The following is a 16,872-nucleotide window of genomic DNA, read 5'->3' as shown; positions in this document are numbered from 1 at the left end:
ACAGATCGAACAGGGAGCGCCAAGATGCTGAGCAGGTGGTCGATTCGCACATCGTTGACGATGATGGGGATCATTCTCGTTGCGCTGACCGTCGTGGTCGGCGCCCTTGGTCTAACCGCGTTGAACGGCGCGAGCCAGTCGCTCGACCGCATTGCGCGCGGCGACCTGGTTGCCATTCACGCGCTCGACGATGCGTCGTCGTACCTGTTGCGTTCGCGCGTGACGCTGGACCGGTTCGCCGCGTTGAGCACCGCTGGCGACACCGAGCAGGCAAAGAAGGCGCTCGATCGTGCGCAGGAGTTGATCGGCAAGTCAAACGAGAACTGGCAGGCGTTTCTCAACGCACCGAAGAACGGTGTCGACCAGGCGTTGATCGACGAACTGACGGCGCGCCGCACGACCCTGACGCGAGACGGCGTGGACCCGGAATTCGTCGCGTTGCGCGCGAACGATCTGACGGCCTATCACGCGATCGCCGATACCAAGATCCCCCCGATGTTCCTTACGTACGATAACGCGGCGTCTGCCGTCATCAAGGGGATGCAGCAACACGCGATAGATCAGCAGACGAGCGCGCAATCGAACGTCTCGCTGATGACGACGCTGATCATCGGCGTCACCGTGTTCGCGCTGCTGATGGTGGTGGGTATCCGCTTCGCGCTGCGCGGCCTGATCGTGCAGCCGCTGAACGACGCGACGGCGTGCTTCGAACGGATCGCTTCGGGCGATCTGTCCGAGTCAATCGAAGTATTCAGCCGTAACGAAATCGGCCGCCTCTTCGCCGCCATCAAGCGGATGCAGGAAAGCATGGCGACGATGGTGAAGGCGGTTCACAGCAGCACCGAATCGATCGACACCGGCGCGCGCGAAATCGCGATGGGCAACACCGATCTCTCGCAACGCACGGAGCAGCAGGCTGCCTCGCTGCAGGAAACCGCATCGAGCATGGAGCAGCTGACCGGCACCGTGCGCCAGAACGCGGAGAACGCGCGCCAGGCGAGCCAACTGGCCGTCAATGCGTCGGACATCGCAACGCGCGGCGGCGACGTGGTGAGCCAGGTCGTCACAACGATGCAGGACATCGCAACCAGTTCGAACAAGGTCGTCGACATCATCGGCGTGATCGAAGGGATTGCCTTCCAGACCAACATTCTCGCGCTGAACGCGGCGGTGGAAGCCGCGCGGGCAGGCGAACAGGGCCGCGGTTTCGCGGTGGTCGCAGGCGAAGTGCGTAGCCTCGCGCAGCGCAGCGCCAGCGCCGCCAAGGAAATCAAGGAACTGATCGGCGACTCGGTCGACAAGGTGCAAAGCGGCTCGGCGCTGGTCGGCCGCGCGGGCACCACGATGGAGGAGATCGTGCAGGCGGTGCGCCGCGTGACCGACATCATGGGCGAAATCAGCGCGGCTTCGGAAGAGCAGTCGGGCGGCATCGAACAGGTGAATCGCGCGGTCGTGCAGATGGACGAGGTGACGCAGCAGAACGCCGCGCTCGTCGAACAGGCTGCGGCCGCCGCGGCGTCGCTCGAAGAGCAGACGCGTCAGTTGCAAACCGTGGTGAACGGCTGGAAGGTCGCTGGCGGCGAGGCGCGCAGCAACGTGACGGCGGCCCGTCCGCACGCTGCGGCACGCTCGAACGGCAGCAAGAGCGGCGGGCAGCAACGGCAGTCGGCAAAGGCGACGCCGCAAGCGCCCGCACACGCCGCCGCGCACCCGGCGGCAGGCAAGGCGGCCAGCACGGCAACCCATGCAGCATCCGCTTCGGCCACCCAGGGGGCGGACGGCGCCCGTGTCGAACCGGCTCTCAAACCGAAGACGGCCCGTGCCGCCTCCGAATCCGCAGTACGTCCGGCCGCAGCAGGCGCCACGACGGCGGGATCGGACGCGGACTGGGAAACGTTCTAGGAAGTGGCACAGAGACATGCGGTCATTCGGCATCTCGCTCCCTGAGGGGCGAATCATCGAAGCACGCTTACAAGGCGTGTGGCGGGCCGACTGTGTGTTGGCAGAACTCGCGGGCGGGCGCGACCCCGCGAACTCAATCCCTTTCGTCAGAAGCAACCCTTCTGACGAAAAGCCGGATGGCTCGTATTGCAGGCAGGAACATTCATGATGGCAACGCGCGCACAGCAACGCTCCGAGCGGGCGGAACCGGCTAGATCCGGCGAGCAAGGACGGGATTTCGAATTCACGTCGGCGGATTTCGCTCGTATTCGCGATCTGATTCATCGCAGCGCGGGCATTTCGCTGTCGGATCACAAGCGCGACATGGCGTACAGCCGGCTGGCGCGGCGGCTGCGCGCCCGTGGCCTCGAAGCCTTCAAACAGTACCTCGACCTGCTCGAAGCGGAAAACGATCCGGCCGAGTGGGAAGCGTTCACCAATGCGCTGACCACCAACCTGACCGCCTTCTTCCGCGAAGCCCATCATTTTCCGATCCTCGCCGAATTCGTGCCGCGCCGCGCGCAGCCCGTTTCGGTGTGGTGCTCGGCGGCCTCGACCGGCGAGGAGCCGTATTCGATCGCGATGACGCTGATCGAAGCGCTCGGCGATAGCGGCGCGCGTCAGGCCAGCGTGCTCGCCACCGACATCGACACGCAGGTGCTGGCGAAAGCCGAAGCCGGCATGTATCAATTCGACCAGGTGAAGCATCTGTCGCCCGAGCGGCTCAAGCGCTTCTTCCTGAAAGGCGCCGGCGCGCACGCCGGCATGGTCAAGGTGCGCCCGGAAGTGCGCGCGATGGTGCGCTTCGAACAGCTCAATCTGACCGACCGCGACTACGCGTTGCGCTCGCAGTTCGACGCGATTTTCTGTCGCAACGTGATGATCTATTTCGACAAGCCGACCCAGGCCCAGGTGCTCGCGCGCTTTGAGCCGGCGATGAAATCGGGTGGCTTGCTGTTTGCCGGCCACTCGGAAAACTTCACCTATGTGACGCAGGCATTCAAGCTGCGCGGCCAGACCGTCTATGAACTGACGCGCGACGCAGGCGCCGCCGCGCGCACGCCGGCACGCGCCACGAGCCATGCCGGCAGCGGGGTGACAGCATGAGCAGCAGCCTGCCGATCGCCAACAATCTGTATTTCGACAACCACTTCCAGCGCCCCGGCGTGAAGTTGTTGCCGAACGAGTTCTACACCACGAGCGAAGACATGGTGCTCGTCACCGTGCTCGGTTCGTGTGTCGCGGCCTGCATTCAGGACCGCGCGGCCGGCATTGGCGGCATGAATCACTTCATGCTGCCCGACGACGGCGCGGACGCCGGCCAGCCCGCGTCGGATTCGATGCGCTATGGCGCGTACGCAATGGAAGTGCTGATCAACGAGTTGATCAAGGCCGGTGGCCGCCGTGAACGCTTCGAAGCCAAGGTGTTCGGCGGCGGCGCCGTGCTGGCCGGCATGACCACGATGAACATCGGCGATCGCAATTCGGAATTCGTGCGCCGCTATCTGGCGCTCGAAAAGATCCGCATCGTCGCGGAGGATTTGCAGGGTAATCACCCGCGCAAGGTCGCCTTCATGCCGCGCTCCGGCCAGGTGATGGTGAAGAAATTACGCCTGCAGCAGGAAGCGGGCGTGGCCGAGCGCGAACAGGCGCTCATGCGGCAAAGCGCCGAAGCGCGTGCCGAACGGCTCGCGGCGGCGCGCAAACGGGTCGAATTGTTCGCGACGCCGGCCGCCACGCGGCCCAAGGTCGAACTGTTCGGCACAGCGGCAGGCGGTGCGGGCACCGGTGCATCGAAGCCGCGCATCGAGCTGTTCGGCGCAGGCCCGCGCCCGATTAATTCAAACAACGCCAGAACTACAGAGGAGGCGTGAGCGCTGTGCAAAAGATCAAAGTACTGTGCGTCGACGATTCGGCGCTGATCCGCAGCCTGATGACGGAAATCATCAATGGCCAACCGGACATGACGGTCGTGGCGACCGCACCCGACCCGCTGGTCGCGCGCGATCTCATCAAGCAACACAATCCGGACGTGCTGACGCTCGACGTCGAAATGCCGCGCATGGACGGTCTCGACTTCCTCGAGAAGCTGATGCGTCTGCGGCCGATGCCGGTCGTGATGGTGTCGTCGCTAACCGAACGCGGCAATGAAATCACGCTGCGCGCGCTGGAACTGGGCGCGGTCGACTTCGTCACCAAGCCGAAGGTCGGCATTCGCGACGGCATGCTCGACTACTCGGAAAAGCTCGCCGACAAGATTCGCGCCGCGGCCCGCGCACGGGTGCGCCAGGCCGCGCCGGTGCAGCACGCGGCCACGCAGGCCGCGCATGCGCCGGCCGCCGCCGCGCCGCTTTTCAATAATCCGCTGCTCAGTACCGAGAAGCTGATCATCGTCGGCGCCTCGACGGGCGGCACCGAAGCGATCCGCGAAGTGCTCGTGCCGCTACCGCCGGACGCGCCTGCCGTGCTGATCGCACAGCATATGCCGCCGGGTTTTACAAAATCTTTTGCACAACGCCTTAATGGTTTGTGCAGGATTACCGTTAAAGAGGCAGAGCACGGCGAGCGCGTGCTGCCAGGACATGCCTATATCGCGCCCGGCCACGCTCACCTGTTGCTGGCCCGCAGCGGCGCGAACTATATTGCGCATTTGTCCGACGAACCGCCGGTGAACCGGCATCGGCCGTCGGTCGACGTATTGTTCCGTTCGGCCGCGCAGCACGCGGGCAAGAACGCGGTTGGCGTGATCCTGACGGGGATGGGGCGCGATGGCGCCGCCGGACTGCTGGACATGAAAAAAGCGGGGGCGTATACCCTTGCGCAGGACGAAGCGAGCTGTATCGTGTTCGGCATGCCGCGCGAAGCGATTGCGCTCGGCGCTGCGGACGAAATTGCGTCGCTGTCGGAAATGAGCCGTCGCGTGATGGCGCGTCTGTCGTCAATGGGTGATCGCGTACAGCGGGTATGATGCGCGGGCCTGACTGAACTGGCGGTAATGCACCGCATCATGAATCAAGCAAAGGGAATGAAATGGATAAGGGAATGAAGATTCTGGTGGTTGACGACTTTCCGACGATGCGCCGGATTGTCCGCAACCTGCTCAAAGAGCTCGGCTACTCGAACGTGGACGAGGCGGAAGACGGTCAGGCCGGCCTCGCGCGTCTGCGCAGCGGCACCTACGAGTTCGTGATCTCCGACTGGAACATGCCGAACCTCGACGGTCTGGCCATGCTCAAGGAAATCCGTGCCGACGCCAACCTCACGCATCTGCCGGTGCTGATGGTGACGGCCGAGTCGAAGAAGGAAAACATCATCGCGGCGGCGCAAGCCGGCGCGAGCGGTTATGTCGTCAAGCCGTTCACGGCCGCGACGCTCGACGAGAAGCTCAACAAGATTCTCGAGAAGATGGCCAAGACCGGGAGCTGATGTGAATTTGCCGACCAACGCGCAAGGCGCCGACGCAGTCAATGAAAGCGGCGACTTCGCGTCCGACCGCATTCTGGCCCGCATTGGACAACTGACGCGCACGCTGCGCGACTCGATGCGTGAGCTTGGGCTCGACAAGCATGTCGAGCGTGCGGCGGAAGCCGTGCCCGATGCTCGCGACCGTCTGAAGTACATCGCGAACATGACCGAGCAGGCCGCCGAGCGCGTTCTGTCGGCGATCGACATCGCGAAGCCGATCCAGACGCAATTGCAGCAGGACGCGGGCGAGCTCGATGCGCGCTGGGAAAAGTGGTACGAGGCGCCGATCGAGCGCGAGGAAGTGCGCGCGCTGATGAACGACACGCGCACCTTCCTGCGCGGCGTGCCCGAAGCCACGGGCGCGACCAATTCGCAGCTGATGGAAATCATGCTGGCGCAGGACTTCCAGGATCTGACCGGGCAGGTCATCAAGAAGATTACGGACGTCGTGTACCTGATCGAGCAGCAATTGCTCGGCGTGCTGGTCGAAAACATCGCGCTCGAACGGCGCGAACAATTCGCGGCGAACGCGGCGGCGCTGGCGGCCGAGCCGTCGTCCACCGGCAGTCCGGAACATCTGCTGAATGGCCCGCAGATCAATCCCGAAGGCAAGACGGACGTGGTGCAGGACCAGTCGCAGGTCGACGATCTGCTGGCGAGCCTCGGCTTCTGACCTGGCGGCCGCCAGACCGCCGGCCGCCGGACCGGTAATGGATAGCAAGCCGCGCTCCCGCGCGCGCCTGCTGTCTGCCGACACAAACCACAGGCATACTACGGACTCAAGCAGCGGCACCACCCTCTGGTGAGAAGTAGTCACCGGCCGGTGGCACGGTGAGGCATTGCTTCAAAGTGCGACCGCGGCGGTGCCGTATGATCGGCATACATGCGGCCGGTTCGCGCGGTGCGAGCCGAGCAGCAGTAGCTCGGGAGGAGCCTTGTCATGTGGAGTCGTGTACGTCGCGCCGGGTTCGTTATGGCGCTAGCATTACCCTCGCTGTCTGCCGTGCAGTCCGCCTATGCGGGACTGGGCGGCACCCCAATGACACCCCCGGCGGATGCGTCGGTTTCTTCCCGCACCGTCCAGCCCGGTACCAGTTCGGCAACGGCGGCGCAAAGCGTGATGCGTTCTGCATCCAACGCGGCTTCTTCCACTTCGGCCACCGCGTCCTACACCGTGCGTGAAACCACCTTCGGCAACGGCACGGTGGTGCGCGAATATCTTGCCACGGACGGTTCGGTCTTCGGCATCGCATGGCGCGGTCCGCAAATGCCGGATCTCAACGATCTGCTCGGCAGCTATTTCCCGCAATACGTCGCCGGCGTCAAGGCTGTGCGCGCGGCGCGCGGAGGCGCTCGTGGCCCCGTTGCGGTCGACCAGAGCGGCCTCGTGGTCCGCTCCGGCGGCCACATGGGCGCGTTCAGTGGCCAGGCCTGGTTGCCGCCGGCGTTGCCCGCCGGCGTCAGCGGTTCCGACATCCAGTAAGAGCGAGGACGAACGATGCGAACCATGCAAAGTGCTGTGAAGCCCAAGGGCTGGATGCAGGCCATCCTGGCCGTGGCGTTGGTGTCGATGGTGGCCGCCTGCGGCGGTGGCGGCGGCTCCAGTTCCAGTGGCAGTTCGTCGGACTCGCTGAACGGCGGTTCGCTGCCGGCCAGCCCGACCCAGCAACCGATCGCCTCGAACGCGGTGAACACCGTGCCGATCACGGTCGCGCGGGGTGTGAACGGCGTGATCAATATTCCGACGGTTAGCGTGACCGTGTGCCCGCCGGGCACGACATCCAATTGTCAGACGATCACCAACGTCCAGGTCGATACCGGTTCGTTCGGGCTGCGTCTGGTTAGTTCGGTGGTGAATTCATCGCTGCTCAATGCGTTGCAGCCCATCTCCATTGGCGGGGCGCAACTCGCCGAATGCGCGAACTTCGCCGACGGCTTCACGTGGGGTACGGTGCGCACCGCGACCGTGCAGATCGGCGGCGAGACGACGGCCACGCCCGTTCCGATACAGATCATCGGCGACAAGGCGTCGAGTTCCGTCCCGACCGGCTGCGGCAGCGGCACGGCGGAAAACACGGCTAACGATCTCGGCGCCAACGGCATTCTCGGTATCGGCACGGCGCCCACCGATTGCGGCACAACCTGCTCGAACGCGTCGACCGCCGCCACTTACAGCAATTATTTCGCGTGTCCGGGCGGGACCTCCTGCTCCCGTATTCCGGTGCCGATCAACCAGCAGGTCGCCAATCCGGTTGCCAACTTCGTGGCCGACAATAATGGCGTGATCGTGCAGATGCCGCCGGTGTCGAATACCGGTGCATCGTCAGCCGCTGGTACGCTGGTGTTCGGGATCGGCACGCGGTCGAACAATGCGCTGGCGGCCGCGCAGACCTTCGCCACCGATTCCTTCGGCGACATGAACAACAGCGTCTATAACGGCACGACCGTGCAGGCGTTCCTCGACTCGGGTTCGAACGCGTACTTCTTCTCGGATAGCTCGCTCGCGCTGTGCGGCAGCAATTACGCCGGGTTCTATTGCCCGTCGTCCGCGCAGACCCGGTCGGTCACCCTGGCCGGCGCGAATAGCACGAAAGCCAGTGTCAACATCGGCATCCTGAGTGCGGCCACGCTGTTCGGTAACAGCAGCAACTATGCGTTCAACGATCTGGCCGGGCAGATCGGCAGCGGCGGCAGCTTCGATCTCGGTTTGCCGTTCTTTTATGGCCGGTACGTGTACTACGGCTTCGATCAGACGGCGAACGGCGGTCAGTCACCTTACGTCGGCTTCTGAGGCGCCGGGCGCCGGGCTCCGGGCGCATGGCGAACGTGTAAGAACCGGCCGGACACCCGCGCGAAACCGCGCGGGTGTCCGCCGGCCATAGCTCGCGCGCAGCCGGGCACCCTTGGCTGGTAGTTCTTTGGCCACCCACCACCTTCGGCCGAAGCAGGACCTTTCCGAGAGTCCTTCCCGGTCCCGCCAGCAAGCTCCGCCGGGCACTTTGCCGGCTGTTCCATCTCTCGAAATACCCCCCTTTCTCCGCCCTTATCCGCCGATCGCCGCTTGCGTCGAGCGGGAATAATCGCTCTCACTGGAAAGAGGCGTCGTGCCTCGGCCGACTGGAGAGCGTTTGTGGCAGAGGATAGCGACCTCGAAAAAACCGAATCAGCCACCCCTCGGCGCCTGCAAAAGGCGCGCGAGGAGGGGCAGATCGTGCGTTCGCGGGAGCTGTCGACGTTTGCGCTGCTTGCAGCGGGATTTTTCGGCGTGTGGGGCATGTCCAGCAGCATCGGCGAGCATCTGCAGGCCATGCTGCACGCGGCCTTTACGTTCGACCATGCCACGGTGTTCGAAACCCGCCGCATGCTGATCGGCGCAGGCGCCGCGGGCCGCGAAGGCCTGTCTGCGCTGCTGCCGATTCTGGCCTTCACCGGCGCGGCTGCCTTGCTCGCGCCGATGGCGCTGGGCGGCTGGCAGTTTTCGTCGAAGGGCCTCGAGCCCAAGTTCAACCGGCTGAATCCGATCGAAGGGCTCGGCAAGATGTTCTCGATCAACGGGCCGATCCAGCTCGGCATGTCGCTCGTTAAGACGCTCGTGGTGGGCGTCATCGGCGGTACGGCGATCTGGAATCGCCGCGAGGAAATTCTCGCGCTGGCGACCCAGCCGGTGCATCTGGCGCTCGCCAACACCATGCATCTGATCGCGGTGTGCTGCGGGATGACGGTAGCGGGCATGTTCGTCGTCGCCGCGCTCGATGTGCCGTATCAACTCTGGCAGTTCCACAAAAAATTGCGCATGACGAAGGAAGAAGTGAAGCGCGAACACCGCGAAAGCGAAGGCGATCCGCACGTCAAAGGCCGGATTCGCCAGCAGCAGCGCGCCATTGCCCGCCGCCGCATGATGACCCAGGTGCCGAAGGCCGACGTGGTGGTCACCAACCCGACGCACTTCGCGGTCGCGCTGCAGTACACCGACGGCGAGATGCGCGCGCCGAAGGTGGTCGCCAAGGGCGTGAATCTGGTGGCCGCGCGGATTCGCGAAATCGCCGCCGAAAACAACGTGCCGCTGCTGGAAGCACCGCCGCTCGCGCGTGCGTTGTATCACAACGTCGAACTGAACCGTGAGATTCCCGGCCCGCTGTATGGCGCGGTCGCCGAGGTGCTCGCGTGGGTGTATCAGTTGCGGCGTTTCAACACCGAAGGCGGCGTCGCGCCGGTCGCACCGACCGAGTTCGACGTGCCCGCGGACCTCGACAAGGGCGGCGTCCCGGACGATGAAGCCGAACAGGAAGCCGCCGACGTGCTCAATTCCGCCAACAAGCCAGATAACAACGACGTTTCAGGAGCCTCCGCATGAACGCTCGCGCCGGATTCCTGTCCCGACGGCCGGATGCCTTGAGCAGCACCAATTTGCGCGCCCTCGCCGGGCCGGTGCTGATCTGCATGATCCTCGGCATGATGATTTTGCCGTTGCCGCCGTTTCTGCTGGATCTGCTGTTCACCTTCAATATCGCGCTTTCCGTGATGGTGCTGCTCGTCAGCATGTACACGATGAAACCGCTCGACTTCGCCGCTTTCCCAAGCGTGCTGCTGTTCTCGACCTTGCTGCGCCTGTCGCTGAACGTGGCGTCCACCCGGATCGTGCTGCTTGAAGGCCACACCGGCCCGGATGCGGCGGGCCAGGTGATCGAGTCGTTCGGCCACTTCCTCGTGGGCGGCAACTTCGCGGTCGGTATCGTCGTCTTTGTCATTTTGATGGTCATCAACTTCATGGTGATCACCAAGGGCGCGGGCCGGATCGCGGAAGTGTCCGCGCGTTTCACGCTCGATGCGATGCCCGGCAAGCAGATGGCGATCGACGCCGACCTGAACGCCGGCCTCATCAACGAAGATCAGGCCCGCAGGCGCCGCCTGGAAGTCTCTCAGGAAGCCGAGTTCTACGGTTCGATGGACGGCGCCAGCAAGTTCGTGCGCGGCGATGCGGTCGCCGGCTTGCTGATCATGGTGATCAACATCCTGGGAGGGCTGATCGTCGGGATGGTGCAGCACGGCATGGATTTCGCGTCCGCCGGCAAGACCTACACGCTGCTGACCATCGGTGACGGCCTTGTCGCGCAGATCCCGTCGCTGGTGATTTCGACGGCGGCCGGCGTGATCGTCTCGCGCGTCGCGACGAATGAAGACATCGGCACGCAGCTGACCGGCCAGCTCTTCACGAACCCGCGCGTGCTGATCATAACGGGCGTCATTCTGGTATTGATGGGTCTGATTCCCGGCATGCCGCACTTCGCGTTTCTGATTCTCGGCGGCGGTCTGATTCAACTCGGCCGGACGATGAAAAAGCGCAGCGAGGAACGCAAGAGCAGCGCGACGCTGGTCGATGTCGCACCGGCCGCGATGGCCCCGGTGGAAAACGCCGAAGCGAGCTGGGACGACGTAATGATGATCGACACGCTCGGTCTCGAAGTGGGCTACCGGCTGATTCCGCTTGTCGACAAGAACTCGGACGGCGAACTGCTCAAGCGGATCAAGAGCATCCGCAAGAAGTTCGCGCAGGAAATCGGCTTCCTGCCGCCGGTCATCCATATCCGCGACAACCTCGAATTGCGGCCGAACGGCTACCGGATCGCGCTCAAGGGCGTCGAAGTGGGCGTCGGCGAAGCGTATCCGGGGCAGTGGCTGGCGATCAATCCGGGGCAGGTGTCCGCCGCGCTGCCAGGTACGCCGACGCAAGATCCGGCGTTCGGCCTGCCGGCGATCTGGATCGATACGAATCTGCGCGAACAGGCGCAGGTGTATGGCTACACGGTGGTCGATTCGAGCACCGTGGTGGCCACGCACCTGAATCACCTGGTGGTCACGCATGCGTCCGAATTGCTCGGGCGCCGCGAAGTGCAGTCGCTGCTGGAGCGCATGCAGAAGGACACGCCGTCGCTGGTCGACGATCTGGTGCCAAAGTCGCTGCCGCTCACCACGCTGCAAAAGGTGCTGCAAAACCTGCTGGAAGAAGGCGTGCCGATCCGCGACATGCGCACGATTCTCGAAGCCCTTTCCGAACACACGCCGAAGATCACCGACGCGCACGATCTCACCGCCGCCGTGCGCCTCGCGCTCGGCCGCGCGATTACGCAGCAGTGGTTCCCGGGTGTGGGCGACATGCAGGTGATGGGCCTCGACTCGAACCTGGAGCGGGTGTTGTCGCAGGCGCTTTCCACGGGCGCCAATCCGGGCCTCGAACCGGGCCTCGCGCATACGCTGCTGAACGAAACGCAGAAGGCCATGACGCGTCAGCAGAACCTTGGGCTCTCGCCGGTGCTGCTGGTGCAGCATGCGTTACGGCCGATGCTCGCGCGCTTCTTGCGCCGGAGCCTGCCGCAGCTGAAGGTGCTCTCGTACGCGGAAGTGCCGGATACGCGCAACATCAAAGTAGTGAATCTGATCGGGGCACACGGTTAAACCCCGCGCGGCTGGGCCTGACGGATAGCCGAAATTGTTCCAGACCGATGGTTTCCGCCGGCGCTCCTCGAGCGCCGGTTTTCATTTCGGCGCCTGATTTTTCGCGCTACAAGCGGGCGACGGAGATCATGCTGCGTCCGCGAAAGGGCCGCCGGATGGCGTCGCAGAGCCTGTTTCAAACCGTCGAGCGTGTGAATCGAAACGCGTTTCCATCGCCCGAATTGCCTGCCTTTACCCGTCTTTATCCATCGATCGTCACTCGACGGGTTTCGCAATAATGATCTCAATGGGAAGCGGTATGTTGCCGGTCCGTTAGTCCGTATACCTCATCGGGGGTCCAGCTTGAACATTCGTAAATTTGTCGGTGCTACCAGTCGCGATGCTCTGCGTCTCGTGCGCGAAGCGTTGGGCCCGGATGCCGTCGTTTTGTCCAATCGCACGATGGAAGACGGCAGCGTCGAGATCGTCGCACTGGCCGACAGCGACCTCGCCGCCATCACGCCGAAAGCGCCGCGCGGCAGCGCGGGCGCACCGCTGGCCGCACCGATGAACGCCATGGCCGGACAGCATCCCGCGCTCGCCGCACCGCGCGCCAACCCGACGATGCAAGCGAATCCGTATGCGAGCGGCATGCCCGACGTGTTCTCGTCCGTGTTCGGCGCAAGCCCGGAAGCGGGTACCGAGAACATGACGCCGAGCGCCGCCAACGCTGCTGGCGCTGCTTCGGGCTCGAGCGCCAAAGCAGCCGCCCCCGCCGCGCCGAAGGCCACGCTGCAGAACGCGCCTAAAGCAACGCCGGGCGCGCCCGCTGCGGCATCGCCGTCGCAATCGATCAATGTCGAGCAGCCCAGCGCCCGCGCGGCGGCGACGCGTCTCACCGAAGACATCCGTGCGGATCTGCTCAAAGCCGCCGGTGTGCAGGCCGCGCCCGCTGCCGCACAGCGCACGATGGCCGAATCGAATCCCTGGCTGATCGATCACGCGCGCCGCATCGCGGCCGAACAGCAGGAGCAAGGCGCGTACAGCGCGCGCCCCGCCGCGATGACGCCGGCCGCCGCGATGGCCAAGGGCCTCGGCGCCGCGGTCGAACCCGGCGCGCAACCGGCCGTGCCGCTAGCCGCCGATACACCCGAGTGGGCGCGCGAAGCCGCGCAACTCGCCGCGCGCCGCGCCGCTCAGAAAGTCGCACCGATGCCCACCGGCGACGACGCCCGCACTCCCGCGGCAGTCGCCGAAGCGATCAAGGCGCGCATGGAGCAGGTCGTCAACGACACCGTGATGAACGAACTGTCGTCGATGCGCGGGATGATGGAAGAACACTTCGCCGGCCTCTTGTGGGGCGATCGCCAGCGCCGCAGCCCGACGCGCGCCGCGCTCACCAAGCACCTGTTCGCTGCGGGTTTCTCCGCGCAACTGGTGCAGATGATGGTCGACAACCTGCCCGACGACGTCGACAACATGGAAGGCGGCATGGATTGGGTGCGTTCGGTGCTCGAATCGAACCTGCCGGTGATGGAAGACGAAGACGCGCTGATGGAGCGCGGCGGCGTGTTCGCGCTGATGGGCCCGACGGGTGTGGGCAAGACCACGACCACCGCCAAGCTCGCCGCGCGCTGCGTGATGCGCTTCGGCGCCAGCAAGGTGGCGCTCCTCACCACCGACAGCTACCGGATCGGCGGCCACGAACAACTGCGCATCTTCGGCAAGATTCTCGGTGTGTCGGTTCACGCGGTGAAAGACGGCGCCGATCTGCAACTTGCGCTCTCCGAGTTGCGCAACAAGCACATCGTGCTGATCGACACGATCGGCATGAGCCAGCGCGACCGTCTGGTTTCCGACCAGATCGCGATGCTGTGCCGCGCCGGTCAGCCGGTGCAGCGTCTCCTGCTGCTCAACGCGACGAGCCACGGCGATACCTTGAACGAAGTGGTACAGGCCTATCAGCGCGCACCGGATCAACAGCCGCTTGCCGGCTGCATCCTGACCAAGCTCGACGAAGCCACCAATCTGGGCGGCGTGCTCGATACGGTGATTCGCTACAAGCTGCCGGTGCACTACGTGTCGACCGGTCAGAAGGTGCCGGAGAACCTGTACGTCGCGACGAAAAAATTCCTGATCAAGAGCACGTTCTGCATTCCGCGCGATAACTCGCCGTTCGTACCGCACGACGACGACATTCCGGCGTTGCTGTCCGCGCTGTCCGCGCGTTCCACGGCCGAACTGCACGAGGTCCGCTTTGGATAAATACATCTCCGATCAGGCGGAAGGATTACGGCGGCTGTTGGCGAAAAGCGGTTCGCGGGTGCTGGCGGTGACGGGCGGCTCGGGCGGCGTTGGCTGTACGACGACAGTGGTGAATCTCGCCACGGCGCTCGCGCAGCAGGGTAAGGACGTGCTGGTGATCGACGAGTGCCTCGGCGGGCAATCGGTGAGCGCGATGCTCGGCGGCGTGCGCGGTGCGGGCAATTTTGCGGCGGTGATGCGCGGCGAGATGACGCTCGACGACGCCGCTACGCGCCACGCGCTCGGCTTCTCCGTGCTGGCCGCCTCGCGCAATCACCGCGAAGGCCACACGGCCGAGCAGTTCGGCGTGGTGTTGCGCGGTTCCGCCGACATCGTGCTGATCGATGCGCAACTCGACCAGCACGGCCACCTGTCGCCCCTCGCGATGCAGGCGCACGACGTGATGATCGTGACAAGGGTTGCCGCGCAAGCGATCACCGAGGCGTACGCCTGCATGAAGCGTCTGCACTACGCACACGCTACCGCGCAGTTTCGTGTGCTGGTGAACCACGTGCAGAGCGTGGACGACGCGCATACCGCTTTTGTGAACCTGGCCGGCGTGGCGGGGCGCTACCTGACGGTGGCGCTGGAAGACGCCGGTTGCATTGCCGCCGATGTGCGGATGGCGCGAGCCCTGGAGTTGTCGCGATGTGTCGTCGATGCGTTCCCGTCGACACCGGCTGCGCGCGACTTCCGGCATCTTGCCGCCGAATTGCAGTACTGGCCGATGCGGCCAGCGATGTCGTCGCAAACGCCGTGGATGGCGCCTGCGACAGTTACAGCGGCGCAACACGCCGACCAACCGTCCGCGCAGCACGCCTGAGAGGCGGCACATGGACAAGGGGAGCACGATGTATAACGCTCAGGGAAAGATTTCCCAAGCCGACGTTCTGACGAAGTACGCGCCTCTGGTGCGTCGCCTCGGCTTGCAGCTCGTTGCCAAGATGCCGGCGAGTGTCGATCTCGACGACCTGATTCAGGCCGGCATGATCGGCCTGCTGGACGCGGCGAGCCGGTACAAGGAAGACCAGGGCGCGCAGTTCGAGACGTATGCCAGCCAGCGGATTCGCGGCGCGATGCTCGACGAATTGCGCAGCAACGACTGGTTGCCGCGCAGCTTGCGGCGCACGTCGCGCGAAGTGGAATCCGCGGTACACAAGGTCGAACAGAATCTGGGCCGCTCGGCGAGCGAAACGGAGATTGCCGAGCATCTGCAAATGCCGCTCGACGAGTACCAGTCGATGCTCCAGGATCTGCACGGCAGCCAGCTCATCTATTACGAAGACTTCGACCGTTCCGCGGACGACGAACCGTTTCTCGACCGTTACTGCGTCGATCATTCGGACCCGCTGTCGGCGCTGCTGGACGACAGCTTGCGCTCGGCCCTGATCGAGGCGATCGACCGCTTGCCGGAGCGCGAGAAGCTGCTGATGTCGCTGTACTACGAGCGCGGCATGAACCTGCGCGAAATTGGCGCGGTGATGGAAGTGAGTGAGTCGCGGGTGTGCCAGTTGCACAGCCAGGCCGTGGCGCGCTTGCGCACACGCCTGCGCGAGATGGCCTGGGCGAACGCCGAGGCGACTTGAGTTTGATGGACTGATGTTGGGGCGGCGGTGCGAGAAACGTCCGCCTGTTTTTCTCTTCTCTTCGGTTACCCGTTACGCGTCCGCCATCTCATGTTCCGCGGCCAGCGCGAGAAACGCCGAGCGCGACATGCCGCGCGCCTGGGCGTAAGCGTCGATATCGTGAACCAGCGCTTCGGGCAGCGAGATATTGATGCGCACCGCTTTTTTCAGCGCCGGAATATTCCGCGTGGTGACAAAACCCCAAGTAAAACCCGCGTAGTCCGGATTAAGCCGATGCTCGTCCAGGGTCAGCCGCTCGGGAATCGGCAAGCCCTCGTCGAGCAGCGTATCCAGATGTGCCTCGATCGCTTCTTTCGCGTTCGCGTAGGCGTCTTCCAGTGAATCACCCGCCGAATGACAACCCGGAATGTCGGGGACAACCACGCCGAACGCATGGTGTGCGTCACCAGGCTCGATCGCGATCGGGAAAATCAGATTCTTCATTTCAGGCCTGCCTGTTTCAAGCTGCTGTTCAGTGTGCCGGGCGGAAGATCTTTCTTCGGGTGCGGGATGGCCACGAGACCGTTTTTTTCCGCGTGCCGGAAATGATGGTGGCTGCCCGATATTCGGACCAGCCGCCAGCCATCCGCTTGAATTGCTTTCACGAGCTCGGCGCTGTTCATATTGCATTCCTGGAATGCATACACACGATTACACAACTTCGCTAGTGGGTAACGCTCCGCGTGGCTCGTCTGGAGCAGCATCGAAAAGCTGCGCGTGACGGTGGAGAACCTCGGCGGAGAACCTCAGTGGGGGACCCGTGATTTCAACGTGGTGCAAGATTCCGCGCTACCTGGCCGGATGGCTAACGTGCGTCGGAGGAGGGCTTAGGCGCCCTTTGCGGGAGGAGAAAACAAAAAGGGCTCGTCAAAGACGAGCCCTTTTTGTTGTGCGCCGAGCATGCGCAACAGCTTGGGGGTGTGAGTCCCCTGTCCAACCTGATGGTGGTGAAGGACTAGCGAAACGCAAGGGCGTCGTCGTGAGGCGGGGTCTGAAGGAAGCGTGTAGCAAAGCCATGACCTGACGAACAGAAACCAGATGCGAGGCCTACCTGGCCGGACGAGCAAGCAATTGATTGCGAAGTCCATAGCCATCAAGGGCTGGG

General features: G+C 64.2%; 15 protein-coding genes. 13 read left to right on the top strand and 2 right to left on the bottom strand.

Annotated features, from left to right (window positions below):
- The first annotated feature begins 24 nt into the window (after positions 1-24).
- From B0G76_RS33750 to B0G76_RS33685, 13 genes are all read left to right on the top strand, one after another.
- Positions 25-1,902 carry a methyl-accepting chemotaxis protein gene (locus B0G76_RS33750; protein WP_120297156.1) on the top strand — a complete coding sequence of 626 codons (1,878 nt, stop codon included), beginning with the start codon at positions 25-27 and terminating at the stop codon, positions 1,900-1,902.
- Between the two features lie 204 nt (positions 1,903-2,106).
- Complete coding sequence (locus B0G76_RS33745) at positions 2,107-3,048, top strand: CheR family methyltransferase (RefSeq protein WP_120297155.1); 942 nt, start codon at positions 2,107-2,109, stop codon at positions 3,046-3,048.
- The gene (gene cheD / locus B0G76_RS33740) at positions 3,045-3,815 is read left to right on the top strand and encodes a chemoreceptor glutamine deamidase CheD (RefSeq protein WP_120297154.1); all 771 of its coding nucleotides are present in this window, start codon (positions 3,045-3,047) and stop codon (positions 3,813-3,815) included. Before B0G76_RS33745 ends, cheD begins: the two co-directional genes overlap by 4 nt.
- 5 nt (positions 3,816-3,820) lie before the next feature.
- A complete protein-coding gene (locus tag B0G76_RS33735) occupies positions 3,821-4,909 on the top strand; it encodes a chemotaxis response regulator protein-glutamate methylesterase (RefSeq protein ID WP_183082262.1) in 1,089 nt (362 codons plus the stop codon).
- 62 nt (positions 4,910-4,971) lie between these two features.
- The gene (gene cheY / locus B0G76_RS33730; protein WP_120297152.1) at positions 4,972-5,367 is read left to right on the top strand and encodes a chemotaxis response regulator CheY; all 396 of its coding nucleotides are present in this window, start codon (positions 4,972-4,974) and stop codon (positions 5,365-5,367) included.
- Between the two features lies 1 nt (position 5,368).
- On the top strand, positions 5,369-6,079 hold the full coding sequence (gene cheZ, locus B0G76_RS33725) for a protein phosphatase CheZ (RefSeq protein WP_120297151.1): 711 nt from the start codon (positions 5,369-5,371) through the stop codon (positions 6,077-6,079).
- Positions 6,080-6,346: 267 nt separating this feature from the next.
- Positions 6,347-6,889, top strand: a complete 543-nt coding sequence (locus B0G76_RS33720; protein ID WP_120297150.1) for a DUF2844 domain-containing protein — start codon at positions 6,347-6,349, stop codon at positions 6,887-6,889.
- Positions 6,890-6,904: 15 nt separating this feature from the next.
- Positions 6,905-8,197, top strand: a complete 1,293-nt coding sequence (locus B0G76_RS33715) for a DUF3443 domain-containing protein (protein WP_120297149.1) — start codon at positions 6,905-6,907, stop codon at positions 8,195-8,197.
- A 339-nt stretch (positions 8,198-8,536) separates the two neighbouring features.
- Positions 8,537-9,760, top strand: a complete 1,224-nt coding sequence (gene flhB / locus B0G76_RS33710) for a flagellar biosynthesis protein FlhB (RefSeq protein ID WP_120297148.1) — start codon at positions 8,537-8,539, stop codon at positions 9,758-9,760.
- The gene (flhA, locus tag B0G76_RS33705) at positions 9,757-11,859 is read left to right on the top strand and encodes a flagellar biosynthesis protein FlhA (protein ID WP_120297147.1); all 2,103 of its coding nucleotides are present in this window, start codon (positions 9,757-9,759) and stop codon (positions 11,857-11,859) included. Before flhB ends, flhA begins: the two co-directional genes overlap by 4 nt.
- Positions 11,860-12,201: 342 nt before the next feature.
- Positions 12,202-14,103 carry a flagellar biosynthesis protein FlhF gene (gene flhF, locus B0G76_RS33695; RefSeq protein ID WP_120297145.1) on the top strand — a complete coding sequence of 634 codons (1,902 nt, stop codon included), beginning with the start codon at positions 12,202-12,204 and terminating at the stop codon, positions 14,101-14,103.
- The gene (locus tag B0G76_RS33690) at positions 14,096-14,965 is read left to right on the top strand and encodes an AAA family ATPase (RefSeq protein ID WP_120297144.1); all 870 of its coding nucleotides are present in this window, start codon (positions 14,096-14,098) and stop codon (positions 14,963-14,965) included. The genes flhF and B0G76_RS33690 overlap by 8 nt, the downstream gene beginning before the upstream one ends.
- A 28-nt stretch (positions 14,966-14,993) precedes the next feature.
- Positions 14,994-15,728, top strand: coding sequence for an RNA polymerase sigma factor FliA (locus B0G76_RS33685; RefSeq protein WP_063497637.1), 735 nt, complete (start codon positions 14,994-14,996; stop codon positions 15,726-15,728).
- 72 nt (positions 15,729-15,800) lie between these two features.
- On the opposite strand, the gene B0G76_RS33680 is transcribed toward B0G76_RS33685, so the two are convergent.
- Both B0G76_RS33680 and B0G76_RS33675 read right to left on the bottom strand, forming a co-directional pair.
- On the bottom strand, positions 15,801-16,211 hold the full coding sequence (locus B0G76_RS33680; RefSeq protein ID WP_120297143.1) for a type II toxin-antitoxin system HicB family antitoxin: 411 nt from the start codon (positions 16,209-16,211) through the stop codon (positions 15,801-15,803).
- Complete coding sequence (locus B0G76_RS33675) at positions 16,208-16,390, bottom strand: type II toxin-antitoxin system HicA family toxin (protein ID WP_120297142.1); 183 nt, start codon at positions 16,388-16,390, stop codon at positions 16,208-16,210. Before B0G76_RS33675 ends, B0G76_RS33680 begins: the two co-directional genes overlap by 4 nt.
- Positions 16,391-16,872 lie beyond the last annotated feature (482 nt).

It is taken from the genome of Paraburkholderia sp. BL23I1N1, assembly GCF_003610295.1.
Taxonomy (GTDB): Bacteria; Pseudomonadota; Gammaproteobacteria; order Burkholderiales; family Burkholderiaceae; genus Paraburkholderia.
Note: the sequence above shows the minus strand (reverse complement) of the source record. Positions and strands in the feature narration are given on the sequence as shown.